The following is a 26,980-nucleotide window of genomic DNA, read 5'->3' on the forward strand; positions in this document are numbered from 1 at the left end:
GCTTTTTTAATGCTTAAAACCAGAAGGCCAGTGGTAACTTATCGTTTGATAGTTTACCACTGGCCTCCCAGTTACCGCCTTTGTTGTGTTTTTCTTTACGCCGATAGCTGCCTTTGCCTTTCACATTCTTTTCTACTCGTTGACGGAATAGCGGATCATACAGCAGCGCCTCAATGGCGTTATCTTGAATCTGACCTTTAGTGTGACGATATTTCGTCATGATAATGCTCCTGTAAAAGGTGGGGTAATAAAACGGGGCGATAATACTGCCGGCGGTATAAAAATTAAAGTGCCGTCAGCAACCTTTTTTGCCTTTTTCATCGCTTGCGCCCTGTTCCAAGGCCTCCAGAATAGAGCAATAATTGCTGGTATGGGCAGTGCCGCAGCAGGCATCACTCAGCCGCTTCAGCGATTCGCGCATACGAGTCAGCTCCGCCAACTTGCTTTCCACTTCGCTCAGGCGTGCATCGACGATCGACTTCGACTCTTGGCAGGTATGATGCTCAGGATCGACGCGGATCGACAGCAGTTCGGCAATCGTTTCCAGAGTAAACCCCAGCTGCTTGGCATAGCGAATAAAGCGCAGCCGCTGCAGATCCTGCTCGGTGTAGAGCCGATAACCGCCTTCGGTGCGGACATTGTGATCCATCATGCCCTGCTTTTCATAGTAACGCACGGTATCCGGCGTTACTTCGGCAAGCTTGGCCAACTGACCTATCTTGAACATTACTTCTCCTCCCGGGTGAATTTGCCGTCCAATGCACGCTGATATTCGCCATGCAAGAAATCCGTACTCATCCCAGCCTGACGCAATCGATGCTCCAGCAGCGCCATGCGTTTGCTGAGTTCGACATAGTCCGGATGCTCACTGCTAATCCCTTGCAGCAAGCGAGCAACGGTCAACGCCTCTTTGCGATCTTCCAGCTCCGGTGGCAGGTAACCGGCATTTTTCAGCAGACGGTAACCGGCGCGGAGTTCAGCCGGCACCGCGCTGTCATCTTCCAGCGTCAACGGTTGGCCCTGGCCGGGCAGATTGTCGAACTCGCCTTTATCCTGGGCATCAAGGATATGACGTTCCGCCCATTGATCGAGCAACCCCATGATAGACAGCCTCGGTAAGCCTAATGATGAAGCCTTAGCATAGCGGATAGGGGCGGGGATCTTAAGCGCAGCGGGGAAATTACGCTCATTTGGCTGGATTTGGACGTAAAAAAACCGGGCAAGCCCGGTTTTTTTACGCGTCTACAGATTACTCTGCAGTTGCTACTTCTGCTTGAGACTCAGCACGATCAACCAGCTCGATGTATGCCATCGGCGCGTTGTCGCCTGCGCGGAAGCCACACTTCAGAATGCGAGTGTAACCACCGGCACGGCTCGCGAAACGCGGGCCCAGCTCGTTAAACAGTTTTGCCACGATCTCGTTATCACGAGTACGGGCGAATGCCAGACGACGATTAGCTACGCTGTCGGTCTTGGCAAGAGTAATCAGCGGCTCAACAACGCGACGCAGCTCTTTTGCTTTTGGCAGGGTCGTCTTGATGATCTCATGACGAACCAAAGAGCCGGCCATGTTACGGAACATAGCCTGGCGATGGCTGCTGTTACGGTTCAGTTGACGACCACTCTTACGATGGCGCATGACCTTATCCTTCTCAGTAAAACCTTAACCTGTGATCCGGTTACTCGTCAGCAATGCTTGCCGGCGGCCAGTTTTCCAGGCGCATGCCCAGAGACAGACCACGTGAGGCCAGCACGTCTTTAATCTCGGTAAGAGATTTTTTACCCAGGTTTGGCGTTTTCAGCAACTCAACCTCGGTACGCTGTACCAGATCACCGATGTAGTGGATAGCTTCTGCCTTGAGGCAGTTAGCAGAGCGGACAGTCAATTCCAGATCGTCAACAGGGCGCAGCAAGATCGGATCGAACTCTGGTTTCTCTTCTTTAACTTCCGGCTGACGTACATCACGCAGGTCAACGAAAGCTTCAAGTTGTTCAGCCAGAATGGTGGCCGCACGGCGGATCGCCTCTTCAGGATCGATCGTGCCATTGGTCTCCATCTCGATGACCAGCTTATCCAAGTCAGTACGCTGTTCTACACGCGCAGCTTCAACATTGTAGGCGATACGCTCTACAGGGCTGTAGCAGGCGTCAACCAACAGACGACCGATTGGGCGCTCATCTTCTTCCGAATGAATTCGGGCAGAAGCCGGCACATAACCGCGACCGCGCTGAACTTTGATACGCATGCTGATAGCCGCGTTCTCATCAGTCAGGTGGCAAATCACGTGCTGAGGCTTGACGATTTCGACATCACCATCATGGGTGATGTCGGCAGCGGTCACAGGGCCAATGCCAGATTTATTCAGGGTAAGAATAAATTCGTCTTTGCCTTGAACTCTCACCGCCAGCCCTTTCAGGTTGAGCAGGATCTCCAGGATATCTTCCTGTACGCCTTCTTTGGTGCTGTACTCATGCAGTACACCATCAATCTCAACCTCGGTCACCGCGCAACCCGGCATAGATGAAAGCAGAATACGGCGCAGTGCGTTGCCAAGAGTATGGCCAAAGCCACGCTCTAAAGGCTCAAGGGTCACCTTGGCGTGCGTCGAACTGACTTGCTCGATATCTACCAGGCGCGGTTTTAGAAACTCTGTCACAGAACCCTGCATTGTGTCCTCTCTTTGGTACTAAGCTTTACTTGGAGTAAAGCTCGACGATCAGGTGTTCGTTAATGTCCGCAGACAGATCGGTACGTTCAGGCATACGCTTGAACACGCCTTCCATCTTAGCAGCATCAACTTCCAGCCAAGTCGGCTTTTCACGCTGCTCAGCCAGCTCCAGAGAAGCTTTAACACGAGACTGCTTTTTAGCTTTCTCGCGGATGCTGACTACGTCATTCGGAGATACCTGATAAGAAGCGATGTTAACAACGTGACCGTTTACCATAACTGCTTTGTGGCTAACCAGCTGACGTGACTCTGCACGAGTAGCGCCGAAGCCCATACGGTAAACAACGTTGTCCAGACGACCTTCCAGCAGCTGCAACAGGTTTTCACCGGTGTTGCCCTTCAGGCGGGTTGCTTCTTTGTAATAGTTACGGAATTGACGCTCCAGAATGCCGTACATACGGCGAACTTTCTGCTTCTCACGCAACTGAACACCGTAATCAGACAGACGCGGTTTACGCGCACCGTGCTGACCAGGTGCTTGTTCAATTTTACACTTGGAATCGATCGCGCGAACGCCAGACTTAAGGAACAGGTCTGTGCCCTCACGACGGCTCAGCTTGAGCTTAGGACCCAAATATCTTGCCATTTTCTTTCTCCAACAATCCTAAAAGCTGCGTTACACGCGGCGCTTTTTCGGCGGACGACAACCGTTATGAGGGATCGGAGTCACATCAGTAATATTAGTGATGCGGAAACCAGCCGCGTTCAGAGCGCGGATAGTAGACTCACGACCAGGACCAGGTCCTTTAACCATAACTTCCAGGTTCTTGATACCGTATTCTTTTACTGCGTCAGCACAACGTTCTGCTGCAACCTGTGCTGCGAACGGAGTGGACTTACGAGAACCACGGAAACCGGAACCACCGGCTGTTGCCCAACCCAAAGCATTACCCTGACGATCAGTGATGGTAACGATGGTGTTGTTGAAAGAAGCATGGATATGAGCCACGCCGTCAGAGACTTGCTTTCTTACACGCTTACGTGTACGAACAGGTGCCTTTGCCATTATTCAATAACCCCGATTATTTCTTGATCGGCTTGCGCGGACCCTTACGGGTACGAGCGTTGGTCTTGGTGCGCTGACCGCGTACCGGCAGACCACGACGATGACGCAAACCACGATAGCAACCAAGGTCCATAAGACGCTTGATGCTCAGGGTAATTTCACGACGCAAATCACCCTCAACGGTGTATTTGGCAACTGCATCACGAAGCTTTTCGATTTGCTCTTCAGACAGCTCACTGATCTTAACATTTTCAGCAATACCCGTGGATGCACAGATAGCCTGTGAACGGGTTTTACCGATACCGAAGATCGACGTTAAGGCGATAACGGTATGTTTATGATCAGGAATGTTAATGCCTGCTATACGGGCCACTATGCACTCCTACTATTTTATACAGCAACACCATTCTGAAAAGCCCGTTTTCAGGATACTCAAATAGCGTTGCAGTGCGACATACAAAAGATTGGCTGGCTAATCTAGCCAGCTCAACCCAACTTTGCAAGAAAAATATGCGAGATAATCAGCCTTGACGCTGTTTATGCTTCGGCTCGGCGCTGCAAATCACACGAACGACACCGTTACGCTTAACGATTTTGCAGTTACGACATAATTTCTTGACGGAAGCACGAACTTTCATTTTTACTCTCCGTAACTTCTCAAACGAATCTGACTAGCGGCTATAGCCTTTCAGATTTGCTTTCTTCAATGCAGACTCGTACTGACTTGACATCATCAGAGTTTGCACTTGAGCCATAAAGTCCATGATGACGACAACCACGATCAGTAGCGAGGTACCACCAAAGTAGAATGGTACTTTCATTGCATCACGCATGAACTCCGGGATCAGGCAGATGAAAGTAATGTACATCGCGCCCACCAGGGTTAAACGCGTCATTACTTTATCGATATACTTCGCCGTTTGCTCTCCCGGACGAATTCCTGGTACGAAGGCACCGGACTTCTTCAGGTTATCTGCTGTCTCACGCGGGTTGAAGACCAACGCCGTGTAGAAGAAACAGAAGAAGATGATTGCAGACGCATAGAGTAACACATAAAGCGGTTGCCCTGGCTGCAAATACAGCGAAATCGTAGTCAGCCAGTTCCAACCGGTACCGCCCCCAAACCATGATGCAATCGTGGCCGGGAACAGAATAATGCTGGAAGCGAAAATCGCCGGGATAACACCCGCCATGTTCACTTTCAACGGTAAGTGTGTACTCTGTGCTGCATAAACACGACGACCTTGTTGACGCTTCGCATAGTTAACGACGATACGACGTTGACCACGTTCGATGAAAACAACGAAGAAGGTTACTGCAAACACCAATACTGCAACCAACAGCAGCAGGAGGAAGTGCAGGTCGCCTTGCCGCGCTTGCTCGATAGTATGGGCCACTGCCGGCGGGAGCCCCGCTACAATACCCGCGAAGATAATGATCGAGATACCGTTGCCGATACCGCGCTCAGTAATCTGCTCACCCAGCCACATCAGGAACATTGTCCCGGTTACCAGGCTCACAACCGCAGTAAAGTAGAATGCAAAGCCTGGGTTTAACACCAGGCCCTGCATACCAGGCATATTCGGCAGACCGGTAGCAATACCGATCGACTGGAATATGGCCAATACCAGCGTACCGTAACGGGTGTACTGGCTAATCTTGCGACGGCCAGCCTCCCCTTCTTTCTTGATTTCCGCCAACGCTGGATGAACCACCGTCAGCAGCTGGATAATGATCGACGCCGAGATATACGGCATGATCCCCAGAGCAAAGATAGAAGCACGGCTGAGGGCACCACCAGAGAACATGTTAAACATTTCAATGATAGTGCCTCTCTGCTGCTCAAGCAATTTGGCAAGCACAGTGGCATCGATACCAGGAATCGGAATGAAAGAGCCGATACGGAAGACAATCAGCGCGCCGATTACAAACAAAAGTCTGCGCTTCAGCTCGCCGAGCCCGCCTTTAGCACTTTGAAAATCTAATCCTGGTTGCTTAGCCATCTGCTACTTATTCCTCAATTTTACCGCCAGCAGCCTCGATAGCAGCACGAGCGCCTTTGGTGACACGCAGACCACGCAGGGTTACCGGACGAGCGACTTCGCCAGAAAGTACAACTTTCGCGAATTCGATCTGGACACCAACTACGTTAGCGGCTTTCAGCGCGTTCAGGTCGATAACATCGCCTTCAACCAGAGCCAGTTCAGACAGACGAACTTCTGCCGTGATCATCGCTTTGCGTGAAGTGAAGCCGAATTTCGGCAGACGACGGTACAGAGGCATCTGACCACCTTCGAAACCACGACGTACGCCACCGCCAGAACGAGACTTCTGACCTTTGTGACCACGGCCGCCGGTTTTACCCAGGCCAGAACCAATACCACGACCTACACGCTTAGGCGCATGCTTGGCACCTTCAGCCGGAGACAGAGTATTTAAACGCATCTGTTACTCCTCAACTTTAACCATGTAGGAAACCAGGTTGACCATACCGCGAACAGCAGGAGTATCCTCGCGCTCTACGGTGTGACCAATACGACGCAGACCCAGACCGAGCAGAGTAGCTTTATGCTTCGGCAAACGGCCAATTGAGCTGCGAGTTTGTGTAACTTTAATAGTCTTAGCCATGGTCAATTACCCCAGAATGTCGGCAACGGATTTACCACGCTTAGCAGCGACCATTTCAGGAGACTTCATATTCGCCAGAGCGTCGATAGTTGCACGAACCACGTTGATCGGGTTAGTGGAACCATAAGCTTTAGCCAATACGTTGTGCACCCCAGCAACTTCGAGAACGGCGCGCATTGCACCGCCCGCGATGATACCGGTACCTTCATGAGCAGGCTGCATGAACACGCGAGAACCCGTGTGAGCGCCCTTAACAGGGTGCTGCAGGGTGCCGCTGTTCAGCGCGACGTTCATCATGTTGCGACGGGCTTTTTCCATCGCTTTCTGGATCGCTGCTGGAACTTCGCGTGCTTTGCCGTAGCCAAAACCAACGCGACCGTTACCATCACCAACTACAGTCAGTGCGGTAAAGCTGAAAATACGGCCACCTTTTACGGTTTTAGATACGCGGTTTACCGCGATCAGCTTTTCCTGCAGTTCGCCAGCTTGTTTTTCGATGTGAGCCATCTTAAACCTCTTCCTTAGAACTGAAGGCCAGCTTCACGGGCAGCATCTGCCAGTGCCTGGACTCGACCATGATATTGGAAACCGGAACGGTCAAAGGATACTTTCGCAATCCCTTTTTCCAACGCGCGCTCAGCCAGAGCTTTACCTACGGCTGCTGCTGCGTCTTTGTTACCGGAATACTTCAGTTGCTCCACGATAGCTTTTTCTAAAGTAGAAGCGGCTACCAGTACTTCAGAACCGTTTGGAGCAATCACCTGTGCGTAAATGTGACGCGGGGTACGATGTACCACCAGGCGGGTTGCACCCAGCTCTTGGAGCTTGCGGCGTGCGCGGGTCGCACGACGGATACGAGCAGATTTCTTATCCATAGTGTTACCTTACTTCTTCTTAGCCTCTTTGGTACGCACGACTTCGTCGGCGTAACGAACACCTTTGCCTTTGTAAGGCTCAGGACGACGGTAAGCGCGCAGATCTGCTGCTACCTGGCCAATGACCTGCTTATCAGCGCCTTTCAGCACGATTTCAGTTTGGCTTGGGCATTCAGCAGTGATACCTGCCGGCAGCTGGTGATCGATAGGGTGAGAGAAGCCCAGGGCCAAATTCACCACGTTGCCTTTAACGGCAGCACGATAACCAACACCTACCAGTTGAAGCTTTTTGGTGAAGCCTTCGGTAACACCAACAACCATTGCGTTCAGCAGAGCGCGCGTGGTACCCGCTTGAGCCCATGCGTTAGCAAAACCTTCGCGCGGAGCGAAAGTCAGTGCGTTAGCTTCTTGCTTCACTTCAACGGCGTCGTGGATAGTACGAGTCAACTCGCCGTTTTTACCCTTAATCGAAATAACCTGACCGTTGAGTTTTACCTCTACGCCGGCAGGAATGACGACGGGTGCTTTTGCAACACGAGACATTCTTTCCTCCCGAATTAAGCTACGTAGCAGATAATCTCGCCACCAAGACCAGCCTGGCGAGCTGCACGATCGGTCATAACACCTTTAGAGGTAGAAACAACAGCGATACCCAAACCGGCCATAACTTTTGGCAGCTCATCTTTTTTCTTGTAGATGCGCAGACCTGGACGGCTGATACGTTGAATGCTTTCTACCACAGCTTTGCCCTGGAAGTACTTCAGTACCAGTTCCAGAACAGGCTTGGCGTCGCCTTCGATTTTGAAATCTTCAATAAAACCTTCTTCCTTCAGCACGTTGGCAATTGCCACTTTCAGCTTGGAGGAAGGCATGGTGACCGCAACTTTGTTCGCGGCTTGACCGTTACGGATACGGGTCAGCATATCCGCGATCGGATCTTGCATGCTCATCTGTCTTTACTCCCGTGATTCAATTGGTAATTACCAGCTAGCCTTTTTCAAGCCTGGTACTTCACCGCGCATAGCGGCTTCACGAAGCTTAATACGGCTCAACCCGAATTTGCCCACATAACCATGTGGACGGCCAGTTTGGCGGCAGCGTTTACGCTGACGAGACGGGCTGGAATCACGCGGCAGAGTTTGCAGCTTGAGAACGGCATTCCAACGATCTTCATCGGATGCGTTCACATCAGAGATAATAGCTTTCAGTTCAACGCGTTTTGCAAAGAACTTGTCAGCTAATTTCACGCGCTTGACTTCGCGTGCTTTCATTGATTGCTTAGCCATCAGTAACCCTGCCTTACTTGCGGAACGGGAAGTTAAAAGCAGCCAGCAGCGCGCGGCCTTCATCATCAGATTTCGCAGTAGTGGTAATGGTAATATCCAAACCACGAACGCGATCGACTTTGTCGTAGTCGATTTCTGGGAAGATGATTTGCTCACGCACGCCCATGCTGTAGTTGCCACGGCCATCGAATGACTTGGCGGACAGGCCACGGAAGTCACGGATACGTGGAACAGCAATGGAGATCAGACGCTCAAAGAACTCCCACATGCGTTCGCCACGCAGAGTTACTTTACAGCCGATCGGATAGCCCTGACGGATTTTGAAGCCTGCAACAGATTTGCGGGCTTTGGTGATCAACGGTTTTTGACCGGAGATGGCTGCCAGGTCCGCTGCGGCGTTATCCAGCAGTTTCTTGTCAGCAATCGCTTCACCAACACCCATGTTCAGGGTGATCTTCTCGACCCGAGGGACTTGCATGACAGAGTTGTAATCAAACTGAGACATCAGTTGTTTGACTACCTCGTCTTTGTAGTAATCATGCAGTTTCGCCATCGTATTACTCCAAATTACTTGATAGTTTCGCTGTTAGACTTGAAGAAACGGACTTTTTTGCCGTCTTCGAATCTAAAGCCTACACGGTCAGCCTTGCCGGTAGCCGCGTTGAAGATAGCAATGTTAGAAACCTGAATTGCAGCTTCTTTTTCAACAATGCCGCCTGGTTGGTTCAGAGCCGGAACCGGCTTCTGGTGTTTCTTAACCAGGTTGATGCCTTCAACAATGACCTTGCCAGCAGACAGGACATTTTTTACTTTACCGCGCTTACCTTTGTCTTTCCCGGTAATCACGATAACTTCGTCATCACGACGGATCTTCGCTGCCATGTTCGCTCCTTAGAGTACTTCTGGTGCCAGAGAGATAATTTTCATGAACTTCTCATTACGCAGTTCACGAGTTACCGGCCCAAAAATACGCGTACCGATTGGCTGCTCGCTGTTATTGTTCAAAATAACGCATGCATTGCCATCGAAGCGAATGACAGAACCGTCCGGGCGACGTACACCCTTCTTGGTGCGCACCACTACCGCCTTCAGAACATCGCCTTTCTTCACCTTACCGCGAGGAATTGCTTCCTTGATGGTAATTTTGATGATGTCGCCGACGCCTGCGTAGCGACGGTGCGAGCCACCTAGAACCTTGATACACATTACGCGACGTGCACCGGAGTTGTCGGCGACGTTCAGCATAGTCTGTTCTTGGATCATTTTAGTGCTCCGCTAATGTCAACTACTACTTTAAAGACCCAAGTAAAAATTAGGCCGTTGAAAAGCCCCATAACCGAGGGCGCAGCATTATAACACCGCTTACTAGGTATGGGTAGAAAAAATAAACGGCTCATTTTCTGAGCCGTTTATTAAGTGAGAGCCAGCTACTCTATTACAGAATCGCTTTCTCTACAACGCGAACCAACGTCCAGGACTTAGTCTTGGACAGTGGGCGGCATTCGCGGATTTCCACCACGTCGCCGGTACCACATTCGTTGTTCTCGTCATGTACGTGCAGCTTGGTCGTACGTTTGATGAATTTCCCGTAGATCGGGTGCTTCACAGTACGCTCGATAGCAACAACGATGGATTTCTCCATTTTATCGCTAACAACACGACCCTGCAGGGTACGGATAACTTCAGTCATTTACACACCCGCCTTTTGAGTCAGTAAAGTCTTAACGCGTGCGACGTCACGACGCACTTGTTTCAACAGGTGAGTTTGTTGCAGCTGGCCACTGGCCGCCTGCATGCGCAAGTTGAATTGCTCACGCAGCAGGTTGAGCAGCTCGGCATTCAGCTCTTCAACGCTTTTTTCACGCAGCTCTTGTGCTTTCATTACATCACCGTCTTAGTTACAAAGGTGGTTTTGATCGGCAGTTTCGCTGCTGCCAGTTTGAATGCCTCGCGGGCAACCTCTTCTGGCACGCCGTCCATTTCGTACAGGACCTTACCAGGCTGGATCAGGGCAACCCAATACTCCACGTTACCCTTACCTTTACCCATACGCACTTCCAGCGGCTTCTCGGTGATCGGTTTGTCCGGGAATACACGGATCCAGATCTTGCCTTGACGCTTAACTGCACGAGTCATTGCACGACGAGCTGCTTCGATTTGACGAGCAGTCAGACGGCCACGGCCAACAGCTTTCAGACCGAAAGTGCCGAAGCTAACATCCGTACCTTGCGCCAGACCACGGTTGCGGCCCTTGTGCACCTTACGGAATTTTGTACGCTTTGGTTGTAACATCAGCGACTCTCCTTACTTGCGGCCTTTACGCTGCTGCTTTTTAGGTTGAGCAGCCGGTTCCGGTTGTTCAACTGCAGCCATACCACCCAGGATCTCACCTTTGAAGATCCATACCTTAACGCCGATTACACCATAAGTGGTGTGCGCTTCAGATGTGTTGTAGTCGATGTCCGCACGCAGAGTGTGCAATGGAACACGACCTTCGCGGTACCATTCGGTACGTGCGATTTCAGCGCCGCCAAGACGGCCGCTTACTTCAACTTTGATACCTTTAGCGCCAAGACGCATTGCGTTCTGTACTGCACGCTTCATAGCACGACGGAACATAACGCGACGTTCCAGCTGAGAAGTGATGCTGTCAGCAACCAATTTAGCGTCGAGTTCCGGTTTACGGACTTCGGCGATGTTGATCTGTGCAGGAACGCCAGCGATGTCCGCTACGACCTTGCGCAGTTTTTCGACGTCTTCACCTTTCTTGCCGATAACGATGCCTGGGCGAGCAGTGTGAATGGTCACACGGATGCTCTTCGCAGGACGCTCGATAACGATGCGAGAAACGGAAGCTTTCGACAGTTCCTTAGTCAGGAATTGACGAACTTTAAAGTCGCTGTCCAGGTTGTCAGCGAATTCTTTGGTATTCGCATACCAAGTAGAGTTCCAAGGTTTGACAATACCCAGGCGAATACCATTAGGATGTACTTTCTGACCCATTGCTAGTCTCCAGAGTCTCAGCGATCGGACACAACCACAGTAATGTGGCTGGTGCGCTTCAGGATGCGATCTGCACGACCTTTTGCACGCGGCATAATGCGCTTCATGCTTGGGCCTTCGTCTACGAAGATTTTCGTAACTTTCAGATCATCGATGTCAGCGCCATCGTTGTGTTCTGCGTTAGCAATGGCAGACTCCAGCACTTTCTTAACCAGACCAGCAGCTTTCTTGTTGGTGTAGGTCAGAGTTTCCAGAGCTTGCGACACTTTCTTACCGCGAATCAGGTCAGCAACAAGGCGAACCTTCTGAGCAGAAGAACGAGCGTGGCGATGTTTAGCGATAGTTTCCATCTCTTCCTCCTACCTTAGCGCTTTTTAGCTTTTTTATCAGCCGCATGGCCGCGATAAGTACGAGTCGGCGCGAATTCACCCAGTTTGTGACCGACCATTTCATCGGAAACGAACACTGGTACGTGCTGACGACCATTATGGACAGCGATGGTCAAACCGATCATGTTAGGAAAGATCGTTGAACGACGGGACCAAGTGCGCAAAGGCTTCTTGTCACCGCTTTCCACCGCTTTCTCTACCTTCTTCAGCAAGTGCAGGTCAATAAAAGGACCTTTCTTGAGAGAACGTGGCATGGCTTATCCTCTAATTATTTTTTGCTACGGCGACGTACGATGAACTTATCAGTACGCTTGTTGCTACGGGTCTTCTTACCTTTGGTCTGAACGCCCCACGGAGTTACCGGGTGCTTACCAAAGTTACGACCTTCACCACCACCGTGCGGGTGATCTACCGGGTTCATCGCCGTACCGCGAACGGTAGGACGAACACCACGCCAACGTGCAGCACCTGCTTTACCCAGAACGCGAAGCATGTGTTCAGCGTTACCGACTTCACCCAGGGTGGCACGGCAATCAGCTGGAACTTTACGCATTTCGCCGGAGCGCAGACGCAGAGTTACGTAGGAACCATCACGAGCAACGATCTGAACGTAGGCACCAGCGGAGCGAGCCATCTGGCCGCCTTTACCTGGTTTCATTTCTACGTTGTGAACCGTTGAACCAACTGGAATGTTGCGCATCGGCAGGGTGTTACCCGCTTTGATTGCAGCATCAACGCCAGATTGAATCTGGTCACCAGCTTTCAGGCCTTTCGGCGCCAGGATGTAACGGCGTTCGCCGTCTTTGTACAGAACCAGCGCGATGTTCGCGGAACGGTTCGGATCGTACTCCAGACGCTCAACCACAGCAGGGATACCGTCTTTGTTGCGCTTGAAGTCAACCAGACGATAATGTTGCTTGTGGCCACCACCGATATGACGGGTGGTGATACGGCCATTGTTGTTACGACCACCGCTTTTGCTCAGTTTTTCCAGCAGCGGGGCATAAGGTTTACCCTTGTGCAGCTCAGGGTTAACCACTTTAACAACGTGGCGACGACCCGGAGATGTAGGTTTACATTTAACAATTGCCATTGTTCTTACTCCTCCGACTTACTCTGCGCCGCCGATGAAGTCCAGATTCTGGCCTTCTTTCAGGGTGACGTAAGCTTTTTTCCAGTCGCTACGACGACCAACACGCTGACCGTGACGCTTCACTTTCCCTTTAACTACCAGGGTGTTCACGTCTTTGACTTCGACTTCAAACAGTTTCTGCACTGCAGCTTTGATTTCTGCTTTGGTCGCGTCTTTGGCAACTTTGAGAACGATGGTGTTGCTTTTTTCCATCGCAGCGGATGCTTTTTCAGATACGTGCGGTGCACGCAGCACTTTCAGCAAACGTTCTTCACGGATCATGCCAGCATCTCCTCAACTTGCTTCACAGCATCAGCAGTCATAACCACTTTGTCGAAGGCGATCAGGCTAACCGGATCGATACCTGCTACATCGCGCACGTCAACCTTGTACAGGTTGCGAGCTGCCAGGAACAGATTCTCATCCAGTTCACCGGTCACGATCAGCACGTCTTCCAGAGCCATATCTTTCAGTTTCTGTGCCAGCAGCTTAGTTTTAGGCGCTTCTACAGAGAACTTCTCGACAACGATCAGACGATCTTGACGTACCAGCTCGGACAGGATGCTTTTCAGCGCGCCGCGGTACATCTTTTTGTTTACTTTCTGACTGTGGTCCTGTGGCTTAGCAGCAAAGGTCACGCCGCCTGAACGCCAGATCGGGCTCTTTACAGAACCTGAACGCGCACGGCCGGTGCCTTTCTGACGCCATGGCTTTTTGCCGGAACCAGTTACTTCAGCACGGGTCTTCTGAGCACGGGTACCTTGACGGGCACCTGCTGCATAAGCAACAACAACCTGGTGTACCAGCGCTTCGTTGAAATCACGACCGAAGGTAGTTTCGGAAACAGTCAGCGCGCTTTGCGCGTCTTTCAATACTAATTCCATTGCTATCCCCTTACGCCTTCACAGCTGGTTTAACGATCAGGTTGCCACCGGTTGCGCCCGGTACAGCACCCTTAACCAGCAGCAGGTTGCGCTCAGCGTCAACACGTACTACGTCCAGGCTCTGAACGGTTACGCGCTCATCACCCAGGTGGCCAGCCATTTTCTTGCCTTTGAACACTTTGCCCGGAGTCTGGTTCTGACCGATAGAACCCGGAACGCGGTGAGACAAGGAGTTACCGTGGGTAGCGTCTTGGGTACGGAAGTTCCAGCGCTTAACAGTGCCAGCAAAACCTTTACCTTTAGAAGTACCGGTAACATCGACTTTTTTAACGTCAGCGAAGATTTCTACGCTAATTTCCTGACCTGCAGCGAACTCTTGACCTTCTTCAAGGCGGAATTCCCACAGACCACGGCCAGCTTCAACGCCAGCTTTAGCGAAATGGCCCGCTTCCGGCTTGGTTACACGGTTAGCTTTTTTGCTACCAGTGGTAACCTGAACGGCACGGTAACCGTCGGTGTCCAGGCTTTTAACCTGAGTCACGCGGTTCGCTTCAATTTCAATTACGGTTACTGGGATAGAAACGCCATCTTCAGTGAAGATACGGGTCATACCCACTTTTTTACCGACTAAACCAATCATTGTTTCAACCTCTCAATCGCTCAATGACCTGATTAACCCAGGCTGATCTGCACGTCTACACCGGCAGCCAGATCCAGACGCATCAGAGCATCAACGGTTTTCTCGGTTGGCTCAACGATGTCAACCAGACGCTTGTGAGTGCGAATCTCGTACTGATCGCGCGCGTCTTTGTTGACGTGCGGAGAGATCAGAACGGTAAAGCGCTCTTTGCGAGTTGGCAGCGGGATCGGACCACGGACTTGCGCACCAGTGCGCTTTGCAGTCTCGACGATTTCCGCGGTTGATTGATCGATCAGACGATGATCAAACGCTTTCAGGCGGATACGGATTCTTTGGTTCTGCATGAGACCAGAGCTCCAATTATTTATAAACGTAAATAATTACTCCTCACACCCATTTCGATTGATGGGGGAGTGTAATCGTCAACATATAACCCCCATATCGGGAGTATTGTTCGAAGGGCAAAAAAACCTGCCAATCGACTGATTCGCTAAAATCAGGCTTACCAAGATTAGGTAAGCCCGCGCATTATACGCAAAATGGCTGAGGAAGCAAGCCGCAGTTGGAAATATGCTCAGGAAATCGTCATTTTTGCGCGTTCAGCGGCAGTCGCGAGATGAGGGTGGCTAACAGGGTATGAATTATGCTTGGCTGGAAAGCTCCCCTGCCCCACCGTAAAAACGGTCGCCGGCAGGAGAGACGATGACGAACGGAAGACAGGCTTACTCTTTGCGCTCTAGAACCTGGGCCTGGGCATAGTTTTGAATACCGAGACGGGCGATCAGATCCAACTCGGTTTCCAGCCAGTCGATATGCTCTTCTTCATCAGCCAGGATATCGATCATCAAATCGCGGCTGACGTAATCATGAATCGAGTCGGCATAGGCGATACCTTCGCGCAGGTTTTTGGCGCCCGCTAGCTCCAGCGCCAGGTCGGAACGCAGCATCTCTTCAATGTCTTCGCCGATATTCAGCTTGCCGAGGTCTTGCAGGTTCGGGATCCCTTCCAGGAACAGGATACGCTCGATGTAGCGATCGGCATGTTTCATTTCGTCGATCGACTCGTGATATTCCTTGTCGTTGAGGCGCATTAAGCCCCAATTCTTGAACATGCGGGCGTGCAGGAAATATTGATTGATGGCAACCAGCTCGTTGCCGAGCAGTTTGTTGAGGTGAGCAATGATCTTTTTATCGCCTTTCATAGGTAACTCCTCCTGGCCAGTTCTAAAAGTGTAGAACCTGTAAGCCAAGAGTCAAAAATAACCTTACCCTTTGTTAGGCAACTTCATGCATTGGGATGATAGTTCCGCGTTCCTCCACCATAATCTGCCTTGCCTGACGAATGCACTTTCCACAATCGGTACCAATCGGCACAAGTTCACGCAGCTGCTTCATGGTATGGGGATTGTGCTGACGCACCGCATTACGGATCGCTTTGTCAGTCACCGCATTACACAGACATACATACATAGAGAGACTCACTTCTTAACCAATGCATTGAGTCTAAATAGGAATGGTTTTTATTTCAATTAAGATTTGAACAAATTGCATAAAAAAAGGGCACCGAAGTGCCCTTTTTTGTGTCGAAAAATTATTCGCGATTAAGCGATAACTTTAGCAACAACACCAGCGCCAACGGTACGGCCGCCTTCACGGATTGCGAAACGCAGACCGTCATCCATCGCGATTGGGTGGATCAGGGTGACAATCATGTTCACGTTGTCGCCTGGCATTACCATCTCTACGCCTTCTGGCAGTTCGATGGTACCGGTCACGTCAGTGGTACGGAAGTAGAACTGTGGACGGTAGCCTTTGAAGAATGGAGTGTGACGACCACCTTCATCTTTGCTCAGGATGTACACTTCAGATTCGAACTGGGTGTGTGGCTTGATAGAGCCTGGCTTAGCCAGTACCTGACCACGTTCGATGTCTTCACGTTTGATACCACGCAGCAGAACACCTACGTTCTCACCAGCACGGCCTTCGTCCAGCAGTTTGCGGAACATTTCAACGCCAGTACAGGTAGACTTAACGGTGTCTTTGATACCAACGATTTCAACTTCTTCGCCAACTTTGATGATACCGCGCTCAACACGACCGGTAACAACGGTACCACGACCGGAGATGGAGAATACGTCTTCGATTGGCAGCAGGAACGGCTTGTCGATAGCACGCTCTGGCTCTGGAATGTAGCTGTCCAGGGCTTCGGCCAGTTCGATGATTTTCGCTTCCCACTCAGCTTCGCCTTCCAGCGCTTTCAGCGCGGAACCGCGGATTACCGGCAGGTCGTCGCCTGGGAAGTCGTAAGCGGACAGCAGTTCGCGAACTTCCATTTCTACCAGTTCCAGCAGCTCTTCATCATCAACCATGTCGCATTTGTTCATGAATACGATGATGAAAGGAACGCCAACCTGACGACCCAGCAGGATGTGCTCACGGGTCTGAGGCATTGGGCCGTCAGTCGCAGCTACTACCAGGATCGCGCCGTCCATCTGAGCAGCACCGGTGATCATGTTTTTCACGTAGTCGGCGTGCCCTGGGCAGTCAACGTGCGCGTAGTGACGAGTCGGGGTGTCATACTCAACGTGAGAGGTGTTGATGGTGATACCACGAGCTTTTTCTTCTGGCGCGTTATCGATCTGGTCGAAAGCACGTGCAGAACCGCCGTAGGTTTTAGCCAGTACGGTGGTGATCGCTGCAGTCAGGGTAGTTTTACCGTGGTCAACGTGGCCGATAGTACCAACGTTAACGTGCGGTTTTGTACGTTCAAATTTTTCTTTAGACACGGCTATATTCCTTACTATAGCGCTCTCCCCTTCTGGAGAGAGCACGGGACTTTGGTTTTAACCCTGCGGCTTATTTGCCACGGGCTTCGATTACGGCCTGAGCGACGTTGTTCGGTGCATCATCATACTTCAGGAATTCCATGGTGTATGATGCGCGACCTTTAGTCAGAGAACGCAGCTGAGTTGCGTAGCCGAACATTTCGGACAACGGTACTTCAGCGTGGATCTTAACGCCAGTCACTTCAGATTCCTGACCGCGCAGCATGCCGCGACGACGGCTCAAGTCACCGATAACGTCACCGGTGTTCTCTTCTGGAGTCTCAACTTCAACCTTCATGATAGGCTCAAGCAGAACTGGTTTCGCTTTCTTAAAGCCTTCTTTAAAGGCGATAGACGCGGCCAGTTTAAACGCCAGTTCAGAGGAGTCAACGTCGTGGTAAGAACCGAAGTGCAGACGAATACCCATGTCTACTACCGGGTAACCAGCCAACGGACCAGACTTCAGCTGCTCCTGGATGCCTTTATCAACGGCAGGGATGTATTCGCCAGGAATTACGCCGCCTTTGATGTCGTTGATGAACTCGTAACCTTTCGGGTTAGAGCCCGGCTCCAGTGGGTACATGTCGATCACAACGTGACCGTACTGACCGCGACCACCAGACTGCTTGGCGTGCTTACCTTCAACATCGGTAATCTTCGCGCGAATCGCTTCGCGGTAAGCTACCTGAGGTTTGCCCACGTTAGCTTCAACGTTGAATTCACGCTTCATGCGGTCAACGATGATGTCGAGGTGCAGTTCACCCATACCGGCGATGATGGTCTGGTTAGACTCTTCGTCAGTCCATACGCGGAATGACGGGTCTTCTTTAGCCAGACGGCCCAGAGCCAGACCCATTTTTTCCTGGTCAGCTTTGGTTTTCGGTTCAACGGCGATAGAGATTACCGGCTCAGGGAATTCCATACGCTCCAGGATGATTGGAGAGTCTGGATCACACAGGGTGTCCCCGGTGGTCACGTCTTTCAGACCGATCGCAGCGGCGATGTCGCCTGCGCGAACTTCTTTGATCTCTTCACGCTTGTTGGCGTGCATCTGAACGATACGGCCGAAACGCTCGCGCGCAGACTTAACGGAGTTCAGCACGGTGTCGCCGGAGTTAACAACGCCGGAGTACACGCGGAAGAAGGTCAAGTTACCTACGAACGGGTCGGTAGCGATTTTGAACGCCAGAGCAGAGAACGGCTCTTCATCACTTGCGTGACGCTCAGCCGGAGTGTCTTTACCGTCGTCCAGGATACCGTTGATCGCAGGAACGTCAGTTGGTGCCGGCAGGTATTCGATTACCGCATCCAGCATCGCCTGCACGCCCTTGTTCTTGAACGCAGAACCACAGGTAACCAGGATGATTTCGTTGTTCAGCACGCGCTGACGCAGAGCGGATTTGATTTCTTCCTCGGTCAGCTCTTCGCCACCCAAGTATTTTTCCATCAGCTCTTCGGAAGCTTCCGCAGCGGACTCGATCAGGTTCTGGCGCCATTCTTCAGCCAGATCCATCATGTCAGCCGGCACGTCTTCGTATTCGAAGGTTACGCCTGCGTCTTCTTCGTTCCAGTTGATCGCCTTCATCTTCACCAGGTCGATAACGCCGGTGAATTTGTCTTCTGCGCCGATAGCCAGCTGCAGAGGAACAGGGTTAGCGCCCAGACGAGATTTGATCTGGCCAACAACTTTCAGGAAGTTAGCACCCATACGGTCCATTTTGTTAACGAACGCGATACGTGGCACTTTGTATTTGTTAGCCTGACGCCATACGGTTTCAGACTGTGGCTGAACACCACCAACAGCACAGTAAACCATTACCGCGCCATCCAGCACACGCATGGAACGTTCTACTTCGATGGTGAAGTCAACGTGCCCTGGGGTGTCGATGATGTTTACGCGATGCGGTTCGAACTGCTTGGCCATACCAGACCAGAAAGCAGTAGTCGCTGCAGAAGTGATGGTAATACCACGCTCCTGCTCCTGTTCCATCCAGTCCATGGTGGCAGCGCCGTCATGAACTTCACCGATTTTGTGGTTTACACCGGTGTAGAACAGAATACGTTCGGTAGTGGTGGTTTTACCGGCGTCGATGTGAGCACTGATACCGATGTTGCGGTAGCGTGCAATGGGTGTTGTACGAGCCATTTGATTCCTCTATTCCTAGGGCGTTCAAGTTCAGTTAACCCAAGCGGGCCGATTTGACGCGCCCGCTTGGTTAGCATGACTACAGCCGGGTGATTACCAGCGGTAGTGGGCGAACGCCTTGTTGGCTTCGGCCATACGGTGAACGTCTTCACGCTTCTTAACAGCAGAACCTTTGTTCTCTGCTGCGTCAGACAGCTCGTTCGCCAGGCGCAGAGCCATGGATTTATCACCGCGTTTACGTGCAGCATCAACGATCCAACGCATTGCCAGAGCATTACGACGAACCGGGCGGACTTCAACTGGTACCTGATAAGTAGAACCGCCAACGCGACGCGACTTAACTTCTACAGTCGGGCGAACGTTGTCGAGAGCGACTTCGAAAGCTTCCAGGTGATCTTTACCAGAACGCTGAGCCAGGGTCTCCAGCGCGGTATAGACGATTGCTTCTGCAGTAGATTTTTTACCGTCTACCATCAGGATATTTACAAATTTGGCCAGCAGCTCAGATCCGAACTTAGGATCTGGCAGGATTTTACGTTGGCCGATTACGCGACGACGTGGCATGGAAATACTCCGTTGTTAATTCAGGATTGTCCAAAACTCTACGAGTTTATTTTGACATTAAAGTTAAAACGTTTGGCCTTACTTAACGGAGAACCATTAAGCCTTTGGCTTCTTCACGCCGTACTTGGAACGAGCTTGCTTACGGTCTTTAACACCGGAGCAGTCAAGTGCACCACGGACGGTGTGGTAACGCACACCTGGCAGGTCTTTTACACGACCGCCACGGATCAGGATTACGGAGTGTTCCTGCAGGTTGTGGCCTTCGCCACCGATGTAGGAGGTCACTTCGAAACCGTTGGTCAAACGCACACGGCAAACTTTACGCAGTGCGGAGTTTGGTTTTTTCGGGGTAGTGGTATATACGCGGGTGCATACGCCACGTTTCTGCGGGCAGGCTTCCAGCGCTGGAACGTTGCTTTTAGCAGCCTTCACAGAGCGTGGTTTGCGAACCAGCTGGTTAATTGTTGCCATTAAAAAAGCTCCTGGTTTTTGCTTCGTACTAGCTTCGTAAACATGTGATAAATCCCCTCGTATGCACTACTGGCAAAGTACGAGGACGCAGAATTTTAGGGCTGACCAGTATGGGTGTCAAGAAATATACAACATCACTCTCATTACCAGGCCATTTGGCTGCGGTGTTGTTCGGTTAATTCAACGAAGTGATTATAGCCGACGACAGTGATTTTGTGCGAAAAATGACCAACCAATCCCCGGGCTTCCAGGTCGTCCTGCAGCGCGTAAAGGGATATGGGGGCGGCGAGCAGCAATTCAAGATGGGCGCTGCCGGCAAGGCCGGCAAGCACGCCGTCCTGCAGCAGCAGCAGCGCGTCGCCCTCTGCCGTCAGGCGCAGCAGCGCAGGTAAGTCACATTGGTTTGGCGAATGGCTCAGGGTATACAGCATCAGAGGATCCTAAAACGTCATCACGGCGTCGTAGCCGGCCAGTTCGCGGCGCAGTTCGTCCGGCGCCAGCACTTCCGCATCCAGCACCCAATCGGTCACCTGGCTCAGCCCACGCTCCTGCAGCGAAGCCTGGCACAGATAGCAGCGCTCCACGTCATACAGCGGCAGCACGCCGAAGGTGGCAATGTAATTGCGCGCCAAAATCTTTTCCGGTTGCTGGCCCGGCAACAGCTGCAATACGCCATCGCCGACAAAAAACACCCCCAAGTCTTCGCTGAGCGCCGACGTGGCGAGCAGCGCATCCAGCCCTTCCCTGCCGCCGGCGCCGCCGTGCGGCCCGTGGGTGAAAACAAAAGCGACTCGTTTCATCATATCCTCAGAACTGCACCAGACGGTCGCAACTCAGCGACGCTTCGGCCAGGGAACCCAACCCGCTCAGGGTAAAGCCAGGCTGCAGGTTGGCGCTTGCCAGCCCCTGTTGCGCCGCCTCCTGCTCGTCGGTGACGCCACGGCGCAGCGCAGCAGCAACGCAGACGTTGAGCGCCACGCCATGTTGCTGCGCCAGCTGCGTCCAGCCGCGCACCAGGTCGAACTCGTCGCTGGCCGGCGCGGTCAGCTGGTTGGCGTTCAACACCCCTTCACGGTAGAAAAAAACGCTGGAAAGCCGGTGCCCTTTCGCCAGCAAAGCCTGAGCGAACTGATAGGCGCTGCTGGCCTGCTGCGTGCCGTAAGCCGGGCCGGTGACCAACAGACAATAATCAAGCATCAACGGTCGCTTCCCAACAGATCGCCGCTCTTGAACTGGCGGATATACAGATACACGGTGTGTTTGGAGATATTCAGGCGATCCGCCACCTGGTTGATCGCATCCTTAATGTCGAAGATGCCTTTCTCATAGAGATTGAGCACCACCTGGCGATTCTTGGCGTTATTGGACACCGAGCGGTCGGCGTTCACCTCTTCAATGGTGAACTCCAGCGTCTGCGCCACCAGATCGTCGACGGAAGAAGCAAAATTCACCGACGACGGCACATCCTGCGCTGTCGGCGGCATAAAGGTTTGCATGATCTGCGAGAACGGCACGTCGAGGTTCATGTTGATGCACAACAAGCCGATCACCCGCTGCTCGCGATTGCGAATGGCGATGGTCACCGATTTCATCAATACCCCGCTCTTGGCGCGGGTAAAGTAGGCTTTCGACACGCTGCTGTCGTCGCCGGCCATGTCGTGCAGCATACGCAGCGCCAGGTCGGTGATCGGCGAGCCGATTTTGCGCCCGGTGTGTTCCCCGTTGGCGATGCGCACCGCCGAACTGTTCAGGTCTTCCAGCGCGTGCAGTACGATCTCGCAGTGGCCGCCGATCAACATCGCCAGCCCGTCGACCACCGCTTCATAGGATTTCAGGATTTCATGATCCGTTTGAGTAAACGGACGTTCATTCAGCAAATCAAGTTCGCTGGCTTCGCTGGATAAAAGCGAATTCGACATCGAAGATACCACCCTCATAGATCGCCTGTGCCAGGGGGCGCAGCTAAAACCGCTCGGACCGGATCGCTGCCGTCGTCGGCACGCCGCAGCGCGGCCGGCTGAGAGCGGCATCAAACGGCACGATGACATCCGCGGGCGAGGCGGCCGGGAACAATTTTAGGTACACGCCCTAAGGGGCAGACGCATGACTGATAAATCAGAATTATTAGTCTAGCAAAGCGGCCGGAGCAAAGTCCTTGCGTTTGCGCGTGGTATTGACGTTAAGCCCGATGCCCGGCAGGCGTCAAGCGTTCAATGGAGAGAGAGACGGCGGCTGCCGAAATGAAAACCGCCGCGGAGGGCATCCGCGGCGGTGGCAAACAGAACGACGATGTTATTTCGCTTTGGTAGCGGCTTTCGCGTCAGCCGGTTTTTCGGCTTTAGCGTCGGCTTTCGGCGCCGCTTTCACGTCCAGCAGCTCAACGTCAAAGACCAGCGTGGAGTTAGCCGGGATGCCCGGAACGCCGGTTTTACCGTAGGCCAGCGCCGGTGGGATCACCAGCTTGATTTTGCCGCCTTTCTTGATGTGCTTCAGGCCTTCGGTCCAGCCTGGGATCACGCCGTCCAGACGGAACGACAGCGGCTCGCCGCGGGTGTAGGAGTTATCGAACTCGGTACCGTCGGTCAGGGTGCCTTTGTAGTTAACTACCACGGTGTCGCTGTCTTTCGGTGCTTCACCCGCGCCCGGTTTCTCTACCTGGTACAGCAGGCCGGATTCGGTTTTCTTCACGCCTTTTTCTTTAGCGAAGCTGTCGCGGTACTTGGCGCCTTTGGTTTCGTTGTCCTTGGCGTCCTGTTCCATCTTCGCCTGAGCGGAAGCCTTCACGCGCGCTTCGAAGCCCTGCAGGGTCTTCTCGATGTCGGCATCGTTCAACTTGCTCTTGTTGGCGAACGCGTCCTGAACGCCAGCGATCAGCTGATCTTTGTCCAGCTTGATGCCCAGCTTCTCTTGCTCTTTCAGAGAGTTGTCCATGTAACGGCCGAGAGAGGCGCCCAGTGCGTAAGCCGCTTGCTCGTCGTCGTTTTTGAACTTGCCGGTGCTCGGTGCTGCTGCCGCGTCCGCTGGTTTAGCGGCTTCTGCCGGTTTGGCGGCATCGGCTGCCATGACCTGGGTCGCATTCAGAGCAAAAGCCATGGTGGTTGCCAGAAGCGTGACTTTAAACAAAGATTTCATCCATTTCTCCAGTGTCTGAAGCAATGCCCCAAACAATCATTAGGTAAGATAACCGGGCTACTATAGCTGCCTGAAACAAAACAAAACAGTCGCACAGGTAACCAATCGAGTCAAAGTGTGACTCCCGCTTTGCCAAGAAGTTTCCCTCCGCGTGCTACTCGCATGATAAATCAGATTTTTCTTGCAGAATATTCGGCGAGGTTAGCAAAAAACGGCGTATCGAGCGCGCAACTTTTCAGCACTTTACACTGCCGATCGCAACGTTGCGCGCCGTCTGGAGAAATAGCGCGAGCAAACCCGGCGCCAGCTGTTACCATAGCGCCGAATCAGGATTTTATCGCGTCAGAGGTAGCCTCATGCACAACGCCGACACTCAACGCCTGCTACAGCGGCTTGAAGAACTGGAGAGCCGTCAGGCCTTCCAAGAGCTCACCATCGAAGAGCTCAACCAGACCGTCATCCAGCATCAAATGGAAATGCTGAAGATGCGCGAACATCTGCGCATGTTGACCGACAAGCTGCGCTCGACCCAAACCTCAATGATCGCCTCGCAATCGGAAGAAACGCCTCCGCCGCACTATTGAGGGCCTGCCATGCGGTTATTTCAGGCGTGCCAGCCCTGCGACGGCACGCTCGAGATACCGGCGCGGGCACCCCAGGTTGATACGGATAAAACCGCTCCCCTGAGGGCCGAAACCGCTGCCCATCGACGGCGCCAGCTTCGCCACCGCCACCAGCGCCTGCTGCAAGTCAGCATCGTTCAAACCCAGCGAGCGGCAATCCAGCCAGGCGAGATAGGTTCCTTCAGCCTGGGTCATCGTGCACCAGGGTGCGGCGTCCGCCAGCGCCTGCTTAAACCAACACCGGTTCTCCGCCAGGTAGTCGAGCAGCTCATCAAGCCAGGCAGCGCCCCGTTGATAGGCCACGGTCGCCGCCGTCATCGACAGCGCGTTGAACACATCCAGCCCGTGGGCGTTCAGCCGATCGACAAACGCCTGCCGAAGCCGGGCGTTGGGGATCAGGAAATTCGAAATGCGCAGCGAGGAGAGGCCGAACGTTTTGCTGGCGGACGTCGCCGCAATTACCCGCTCGCGATATTCCTCACCCAGATGCAACACCGACGTAAACGTCTCGCCGGGCAGCAGCAGGTCGGCCCAAATTTCATCGGAGATCACCGTGACGTCGTGGGCGTGGCAGAGCGCCATGAGCCGCTCCAGTTCCTCGCGGCGCCAGCAACGGCCGGTCGGGTTGTGCGGATTGCACAGCAACAACAGCGGCGGTTTACGCTGCGCCAGGCAGGCGGCCAGCTGGTCGAAATCGATCCGGTATCCCTGCGGGGTTTCCAGCAGCGGGTTTTCAATCACCTCTCTGCCGTTCATGGTGACTATCTTGGCGAACGAGCCATAGTACGGCCCCTGCACCACCACGCCATCCCCCGGCTTGCTGAGCAGTTGGATCAGCATCGCCAACCCCGGCACTACCCCTTCAATCGACGTGAACCATTCGCGCCGCAGCGGCAAGCCGTGCCGCTTGGCAAACCAGTCGATCGCCGCCTCATAGTAAGCGTCGTCGCGTTCGCTGTAGCCAAAGACGCCGTGGTCCACCCGCTGATGCAGTGCCTGCTGCACCTCCGGCGGGCACGGAAAGTCGAAATCGGACACCCACATCGGCAACAGTTCACTGCCGTCCAGTTGCAGATAGCGGTCGATGAAGTCCCACTTCACGGAGCCGGTGTTGTGGCGATCGATGATGGCGTTGAAATGACTCGTCATGTCAGGCTTCCTTACGCTGCAAGTCGTTCTGAGGTTGGAGTTTGGCGATACCGAAGCCGGTGAACCCATAAATCAGGGCGAACACCACCGCGGCATAACATTGGATCGCCCACGGCAGCAGATCGAGGGTGCTGACCCCCAGCGTGGTGGCCATGTAAATGCCGGCGGCCGTCCACGGGATCAGCGGTTCGATGACGGTGCCCGCATCTTCGACGGTGCGCGACAGATTTTTGTTGTCCAGCCCCATGCGTCGATAGGCCCCTTTGAACAGCTCCGCCGGGATCAGCAGCGCCAGCTTGCCGTCGCTGGTCGCGCCGGTCACCAGGATAGTGGTGGCAACGGTGGCGGCGATCAGCTGGCCGGTGGTGTGCACCACTTTCAGCAGCCGGCTGATGATCACCGTCAGCGCGCCGGTCAGCGTCAGGGCGCCGGCGAAGGAAAAGGCGCAGAACACCAGCAGGATCGTACTCATCATCGAGAACATGCCGCCGCGGTTCAGCAGGCGCGGCACATCGGCGACGATCCCTTCGACGTTATGGCCCTGAGTGGCGAACATCGACAGATTGAAGCCGTCCATCAACGCATTCAGCCCCTGCTGCAGGCTAAAGCCCTGCAGCGCGACGCCGATGGCGATCGCCAGCGCGCAGGCGGCCAGCATGACGGGGATCACCGGCCGTTTGGTCACCGCGCCCCACAGCACCAGCACCGGCGGCAGGATCAGCAGCAGATTGAAGTGGTACAGCCCCTCCAGCGCACCGACAATTTCGGTCACTTTTTCGGGCGTTGCCACACTGCCCACCGCACCGGTGTGGCCGGCGATCAGGTACACCACGGCGGCCAGGATAAAACTCGGCAGCGTCGTGTACATCAGATGCTGGATATGGCTGTAGAGATCGGTATCCGCAACGATAGCCGCGAAGTTCGTCGAATCGGACAACGGCGAAATTTTGTCGCCGAAGTAAGCGCCGGACACCACCGCCCCGGCCGCGGCGGCCAGCGGCACGTCCAGACCGGCGGCCACGCCCATCAGCGCCACGCCCACGGTGCCGGCCGCCCCCCACGAGGTGCCGGTGCACACCGAGATCACGCTGGTGATGAAGAACGCGGCGATCAGAATGTATTGCGGGCTGATCAGCTTCAGCCCCCAATACACCATGTAAGGAATTGTGCCGCTGATCATCCAAGTGCCGATCAGGCCGCCCACGCAGATCAGGATCATGATCACCGGCATCGCCTTCGCCAGCTTGGCCACGATGGCCTCGATGATGTCGTCCCAGCGGTAGCCTTGCCACCAGGCTAACGCCGCGGCGATGGCGGCGGAAACCAGCAGCAGCGGTTCAATGCGCAGACCAAACTGGCCATAGCCGATGATGAGCAGCAACAGCATGGCCACAATCGGCAGCGTCGCCAGCCCAAGGTTGAGCGTTTTCTTATTATCCATATACGGCTCCTGTTGAAGATGGGGTACTGCAACAGCGTAATGGCTTCGGTAATTGGA

Annotated in this window: 45 protein-coding genes; 1 reads left to right on the forward strand and 44 read right to left on the reverse strand. The window is 53.3% G+C overall.

The window, feature by feature from the left end; translation table 11 throughout:
• Positions 1 to 13: 13 nt before the first annotated feature.
• From C3F38_RS00235 to fkpA, 42 genes are all read right to left on the reverse strand, one after another.
• Positions 14 to 220, reverse strand: a complete 207-nt coding sequence (locus C3F38_RS00235; protein ID WP_055317433.1) for an alternative ribosome-rescue factor A — start codon at positions 218 to 220, stop codon at positions 14 to 16.
• Between the two features lie 75 nt (positions 221 to 295).
• Positions 296 to 727, reverse strand: coding sequence for a Zn(2+)-responsive transcriptional regulator (gene zntR / locus C3F38_RS00240; protein WP_033636251.1), 432 nt, complete (start codon positions 725 to 727; stop codon positions 296 to 298).
• Positions 727 to 1,101, reverse strand: coding sequence for a DUF1992 domain-containing protein (locus C3F38_RS00245; RefSeq protein ID WP_047729714.1), 375 nt, complete (start codon positions 1,099 to 1,101; stop codon positions 727 to 729). Before C3F38_RS00245 ends, zntR begins: the two co-directional genes overlap by 1 nt.
• A gap of 148 nt (positions 1,102 to 1,249) precedes the next feature.
• The gene (rplQ, locus tag C3F38_RS00250; protein ID WP_004929726.1) at positions 1,250 to 1,639 is read right to left on the reverse strand and encodes a 50S ribosomal protein L17; all 390 of its coding nucleotides are present in this window, start codon (positions 1,637 to 1,639) and stop codon (positions 1,250 to 1,252) included.
• Positions 1,640 to 1,679: 40 nt separating this feature from the next.
• Positions 1,680 to 2,669 (reverse strand): DNA-directed RNA polymerase subunit alpha, encoded by a 990-nt coding sequence (gene rpoA, locus C3F38_RS00255; RefSeq protein WP_055317432.1) that lies wholly within the window; start codon positions 2,667 to 2,669, stop codon positions 1,680 to 1,682.
• A 25-nt stretch (positions 2,670 to 2,694) separates the two neighbouring features.
• Positions 2,695 to 3,315: a 30S ribosomal protein S4 gene (gene rpsD / locus C3F38_RS00260; protein ID WP_025304496.1), complete on the reverse strand. Its 621-nt coding sequence runs from the start codon at positions 3,313 to 3,315 to the stop codon at positions 2,695 to 2,697.
• Positions 3,316 to 3,345: 30 nt separating this feature from the next.
• Complete coding sequence (rpsK, locus tag C3F38_RS00265) at positions 3,346 to 3,735, reverse strand: 30S ribosomal protein S11 (RefSeq protein ID WP_004929731.1); 390 nt, start codon at positions 3,733 to 3,735, stop codon at positions 3,346 to 3,348.
• Between the two features lie 16 nt (positions 3,736 to 3,751).
• Positions 3,752 to 4,108, reverse strand: coding sequence for a 30S ribosomal protein S13 (gene rpsM / locus C3F38_RS00270; RefSeq protein ID WP_004929734.1), 357 nt, complete (start codon positions 4,106 to 4,108; stop codon positions 3,752 to 3,754).
• A gap of 148 nt (positions 4,109 to 4,256) precedes the next feature.
• Positions 4,257 to 4,373: a 50S ribosomal protein L36 gene (gene rpmJ, locus C3F38_RS00275; protein ID WP_002227352.1), complete on the reverse strand. Its 117-nt coding sequence runs from the start codon at positions 4,371 to 4,373 to the stop codon at positions 4,257 to 4,259.
• A 33-nt stretch (positions 4,374 to 4,406) separates the two neighbouring features.
• On the reverse strand, positions 4,407 to 5,738 hold the full coding sequence (secY, locus tag C3F38_RS00280) for a preprotein translocase subunit SecY (RefSeq protein WP_103767541.1): 1,332 nt from the start codon (positions 5,736 to 5,738) through the stop codon (positions 4,407 to 4,409).
• Between the two features lie 7 nt (positions 5,739 to 5,745).
• Positions 5,746 to 6,180 (reverse strand): 50S ribosomal protein L15, encoded by a 435-nt coding sequence (rplO, locus tag C3F38_RS00285; protein WP_004929742.1) that lies wholly within the window; start codon positions 6,178 to 6,180, stop codon positions 5,746 to 5,748.
• 3 nt (positions 6,181 to 6,183) lie between these two features.
• Positions 6,184 to 6,363 (reverse strand): 50S ribosomal protein L30, encoded by a 180-nt coding sequence (rpmD, locus tag C3F38_RS00290; RefSeq protein ID WP_048232028.1) that lies wholly within the window; start codon positions 6,361 to 6,363, stop codon positions 6,184 to 6,186.
• A 6-nt stretch (positions 6,364 to 6,369) separates the two neighbouring features.
• Positions 6,370 to 6,870: a 30S ribosomal protein S5 gene (rpsE, locus tag C3F38_RS00295; RefSeq protein WP_004929747.1), complete on the reverse strand. Its 501-nt coding sequence runs from the start codon at positions 6,868 to 6,870 to the stop codon at positions 6,370 to 6,372.
• A gap of 14 nt (positions 6,871 to 6,884) precedes the next feature.
• Complete coding sequence (gene rplR / locus C3F38_RS00300) at positions 6,885 to 7,238, reverse strand: 50S ribosomal protein L18 (protein WP_047729713.1); 354 nt, start codon at positions 7,236 to 7,238, stop codon at positions 6,885 to 6,887.
• Between the two features lie 9 nt (positions 7,239 to 7,247).
• Positions 7,248 to 7,781, reverse strand: coding sequence for a 50S ribosomal protein L6 (gene rplF, locus C3F38_RS00305; RefSeq protein WP_004929751.1), 534 nt, complete (start codon positions 7,779 to 7,781; stop codon positions 7,248 to 7,250).
• A 14-nt stretch (positions 7,782 to 7,795) separates the two neighbouring features.
• Positions 7,796 to 8,188, reverse strand: coding sequence for a 30S ribosomal protein S8 (gene rpsH, locus C3F38_RS00310; protein WP_004929753.1), 393 nt, complete (start codon positions 8,186 to 8,188; stop codon positions 7,796 to 7,798).
• A 30-nt stretch (positions 8,189 to 8,218) separates the two neighbouring features.
• Complete coding sequence (gene rpsN, locus C3F38_RS00315; RefSeq protein ID WP_048232029.1) at positions 8,219 to 8,524, reverse strand: 30S ribosomal protein S14; 306 nt, start codon at positions 8,522 to 8,524, stop codon at positions 8,219 to 8,221.
• A gap of 13 nt (positions 8,525 to 8,537) precedes the next feature.
• A complete protein-coding gene (gene rplE, locus C3F38_RS00320; RefSeq protein ID WP_004929756.1) occupies positions 8,538 to 9,077 on the reverse strand; it encodes a 50S ribosomal protein L5 in 540 nt (179 codons plus the stop codon).
• 14 nt (positions 9,078 to 9,091) lie between these two features.
• Positions 9,092 to 9,406, reverse strand: a complete 315-nt coding sequence (rplX, locus tag C3F38_RS00325; protein ID WP_004929758.1) for a 50S ribosomal protein L24 — start codon at positions 9,404 to 9,406, stop codon at positions 9,092 to 9,094.
• Between the two features lie 9 nt (positions 9,407 to 9,415).
• A complete protein-coding gene (rplN, locus tag C3F38_RS00330) occupies positions 9,416 to 9,787 on the reverse strand; it encodes a 50S ribosomal protein L14 (RefSeq protein ID WP_000613954.1) in 372 nt (123 codons plus the stop codon).
• Between the two features lie 172 nt (positions 9,788 to 9,959).
• Entirely contained in the window at positions 9,960 to 10,214 is a 255-nt protein-coding gene (gene rpsQ, locus C3F38_RS00335; RefSeq protein WP_004929760.1) for a 30S ribosomal protein S17, read from the reverse strand.
• Positions 10,215 to 10,406: a 50S ribosomal protein L29 gene (gene rpmC, locus C3F38_RS00340; RefSeq protein ID WP_004929762.1), complete on the reverse strand. Its 192-nt coding sequence runs from the start codon at positions 10,404 to 10,406 to the stop codon at positions 10,215 to 10,217. It abuts the gene before it with no gap.
• Positions 10,406 to 10,816 carry a 50S ribosomal protein L16 gene (gene rplP, locus C3F38_RS00345; RefSeq protein WP_004929764.1) on the reverse strand — a complete coding sequence of 137 codons (411 nt, stop codon included), beginning with the start codon at positions 10,814 to 10,816 and terminating at the stop codon, positions 10,406 to 10,408. The genes rpmC and rplP overlap by 1 nt, the downstream gene beginning before the upstream one ends.
• 12 nt (positions 10,817 to 10,828) lie before the next feature.
• Positions 10,829 to 11,527, reverse strand: coding sequence for a 30S ribosomal protein S3 (rpsC, locus tag C3F38_RS00350; protein ID WP_004929766.1), 699 nt, complete (start codon positions 11,525 to 11,527; stop codon positions 10,829 to 10,831).
• A gap of 17 nt (positions 11,528 to 11,544) precedes the next feature.
• Entirely contained in the window at positions 11,545 to 11,877 is a 333-nt protein-coding gene (rplV, locus tag C3F38_RS00355) for a 50S ribosomal protein L22 (protein WP_002223844.1), read from the reverse strand.
• 14 nt (positions 11,878 to 11,891) lie between these two features.
• Entirely contained in the window at positions 11,892 to 12,170 is a 279-nt protein-coding gene (rpsS, locus tag C3F38_RS00360; RefSeq protein WP_004929772.1) for a 30S ribosomal protein S19, read from the reverse strand.
• A 14-nt stretch (positions 12,171 to 12,184) separates the two neighbouring features.
• Positions 12,185 to 13,009, reverse strand: a complete 825-nt coding sequence (rplB, locus tag C3F38_RS00365; protein ID WP_004929775.1) for a 50S ribosomal protein L2 — start codon at positions 13,007 to 13,009, stop codon at positions 12,185 to 12,187.
• An 18-nt stretch (positions 13,010 to 13,027) separates the two neighbouring features.
• Positions 13,028 to 13,330: a 50S ribosomal protein L23 gene (gene rplW, locus C3F38_RS00370; RefSeq protein WP_004929776.1), complete on the reverse strand. Its 303-nt coding sequence runs from the start codon at positions 13,328 to 13,330 to the stop codon at positions 13,028 to 13,030.
• Positions 13,327 to 13,932, reverse strand: a complete 606-nt coding sequence (rplD, locus tag C3F38_RS00375; RefSeq protein WP_004929779.1) for a 50S ribosomal protein L4 — start codon at positions 13,930 to 13,932, stop codon at positions 13,327 to 13,329. The genes rplW and rplD overlap by 4 nt, the downstream gene beginning before the upstream one ends.
• A gap of 10 nt (positions 13,933 to 13,942) precedes the next feature.
• Positions 13,943 to 14,572, reverse strand: a complete 630-nt coding sequence (rplC, locus tag C3F38_RS00380; RefSeq protein ID WP_015379265.1) for a 50S ribosomal protein L3 — start codon at positions 14,570 to 14,572, stop codon at positions 13,943 to 13,945.
• Positions 14,573 to 14,604: 32 nt separating this feature from the next.
• Complete coding sequence (rpsJ, locus tag C3F38_RS00385) at positions 14,605 to 14,916, reverse strand: 30S ribosomal protein S10 (RefSeq protein ID WP_001181005.1); 312 nt, start codon at positions 14,914 to 14,916, stop codon at positions 14,605 to 14,607.
• A 378-nt stretch (positions 14,917 to 15,294) separates the two neighbouring features.
• A complete protein-coding gene (bfr, locus tag C3F38_RS00390) occupies positions 15,295 to 15,774 on the reverse strand; it encodes a bacterioferritin (protein ID WP_033636255.1) in 480 nt (159 codons plus the stop codon).
• Between the two features lie 73 nt (positions 15,775 to 15,847).
• Positions 15,848 to 16,042, reverse strand: a complete 195-nt coding sequence (gene bfd / locus C3F38_RS00395; protein ID WP_015379266.1) for a bacterioferritin-associated ferredoxin — start codon at positions 16,040 to 16,042, stop codon at positions 15,848 to 15,850.
• Between the two features lie 131 nt (positions 16,043 to 16,173).
• Complete coding sequence (gene tuf, locus C3F38_RS00400) at positions 16,174 to 17,358, reverse strand: elongation factor Tu (RefSeq protein ID WP_055314187.1); 1,185 nt, start codon at positions 17,356 to 17,358, stop codon at positions 16,174 to 16,176.
• Between the two features lie 70 nt (positions 17,359 to 17,428).
• Positions 17,429 to 19,543, reverse strand: a complete 2,115-nt coding sequence (fusA, locus tag C3F38_RS00405; protein ID WP_038878051.1) for an elongation factor G — start codon at positions 19,541 to 19,543, stop codon at positions 17,429 to 17,431.
• Positions 19,544 to 19,636: 93 nt separating this feature from the next.
• Positions 19,637 to 20,107, reverse strand: coding sequence for a 30S ribosomal protein S7 (gene rpsG, locus C3F38_RS00410; protein WP_004956203.1), 471 nt, complete (start codon positions 20,105 to 20,107; stop codon positions 19,637 to 19,639).
• 96 nt (positions 20,108 to 20,203) lie between these two features.
• Complete coding sequence (gene rpsL, locus C3F38_RS00415) at positions 20,204 to 20,578, reverse strand: 30S ribosomal protein S12 (protein ID WP_004930426.1); 375 nt, start codon at positions 20,576 to 20,578, stop codon at positions 20,204 to 20,206.
• Positions 20,579 to 20,721: 143 nt separating this feature from the next.
• Positions 20,722 to 21,009 carry a sulfurtransferase complex subunit TusB gene (tusB, locus tag C3F38_RS00420; RefSeq protein WP_019456119.1) on the reverse strand — a complete coding sequence of 96 codons (288 nt, stop codon included), beginning with the start codon at positions 21,007 to 21,009 and terminating at the stop codon, positions 20,722 to 20,724.
• Positions 21,010 to 21,018: 9 nt separating this feature from the next.
• The gene (gene tusC, locus C3F38_RS00425; RefSeq protein WP_033636258.1) at positions 21,019 to 21,378 is read right to left on the reverse strand and encodes a sulfurtransferase complex subunit TusC; all 360 of its coding nucleotides are present in this window, start codon (positions 21,376 to 21,378) and stop codon (positions 21,019 to 21,021) included.
• A 7-nt stretch (positions 21,379 to 21,385) separates the two neighbouring features.
• Entirely contained in the window at positions 21,386 to 21,775 is a 390-nt protein-coding gene (gene tusD, locus C3F38_RS00430; RefSeq protein ID WP_033636259.1) for a sulfurtransferase complex subunit TusD, read from the reverse strand.
• Complete coding sequence (locus C3F38_RS00435; RefSeq protein ID WP_048232032.1) at positions 21,775 to 22,497, reverse strand: transcriptional regulator; 723 nt, start codon at positions 22,495 to 22,497, stop codon at positions 21,775 to 21,777. The genes tusD and C3F38_RS00435 overlap by 1 nt, the downstream gene beginning before the upstream one ends.
• Positions 22,498 to 22,870: 373 nt before the next feature.
• A complete protein-coding gene (fkpA, locus tag C3F38_RS00440; RefSeq protein ID WP_038878056.1) occupies positions 22,871 to 23,710 on the reverse strand; it encodes an FKBP-type peptidyl-prolyl cis-trans isomerase in 840 nt (279 codons plus the stop codon).
• 356 nt (positions 23,711 to 24,066) lie between these two features.
• On the opposite strand from fkpA, the gene C3F38_RS00445 reads away from it, so the two are divergent.
• The gene (locus C3F38_RS00445; RefSeq protein ID WP_033649297.1) at positions 24,067 to 24,294 is read left to right on the forward strand and encodes a SlyX family protein; all 228 of its coding nucleotides are present in this window, start codon (positions 24,067 to 24,069) and stop codon (positions 24,292 to 24,294) included.
• Between the two features lie 15 nt (positions 24,295 to 24,309).
• Here C3F38_RS00445 and C3F38_RS00450 read toward each other — a convergent pair whose 3' ends face one another.
• Both C3F38_RS00450 and nhaC read right to left on the reverse strand, forming a co-directional pair.
• Entirely contained in the window at positions 24,310 to 25,482 is a 1,173-nt protein-coding gene (locus C3F38_RS00450) for a MalY/PatB family protein (protein WP_047729711.1), read from the reverse strand.
• 1 nt (position 25,483) lies between these two features.
• A complete protein-coding gene (nhaC, locus tag C3F38_RS00455) occupies positions 25,484 to 26,923 on the reverse strand; it encodes a Na+/H+ antiporter NhaC (protein ID WP_047729710.1) in 1,440 nt (479 codons plus the stop codon).
• Positions 26,924 to 26,980: the final 57 nt, after the last annotated feature.

The sequence above is a fragment of the Serratia sp. SSNIH1 genome (genome assembly GCF_002935055.1).
Taxonomy (GTDB): domain Bacteria; phylum Pseudomonadota; class Gammaproteobacteria; order Enterobacterales; family Enterobacteriaceae; genus Serratia; species Serratia nevei.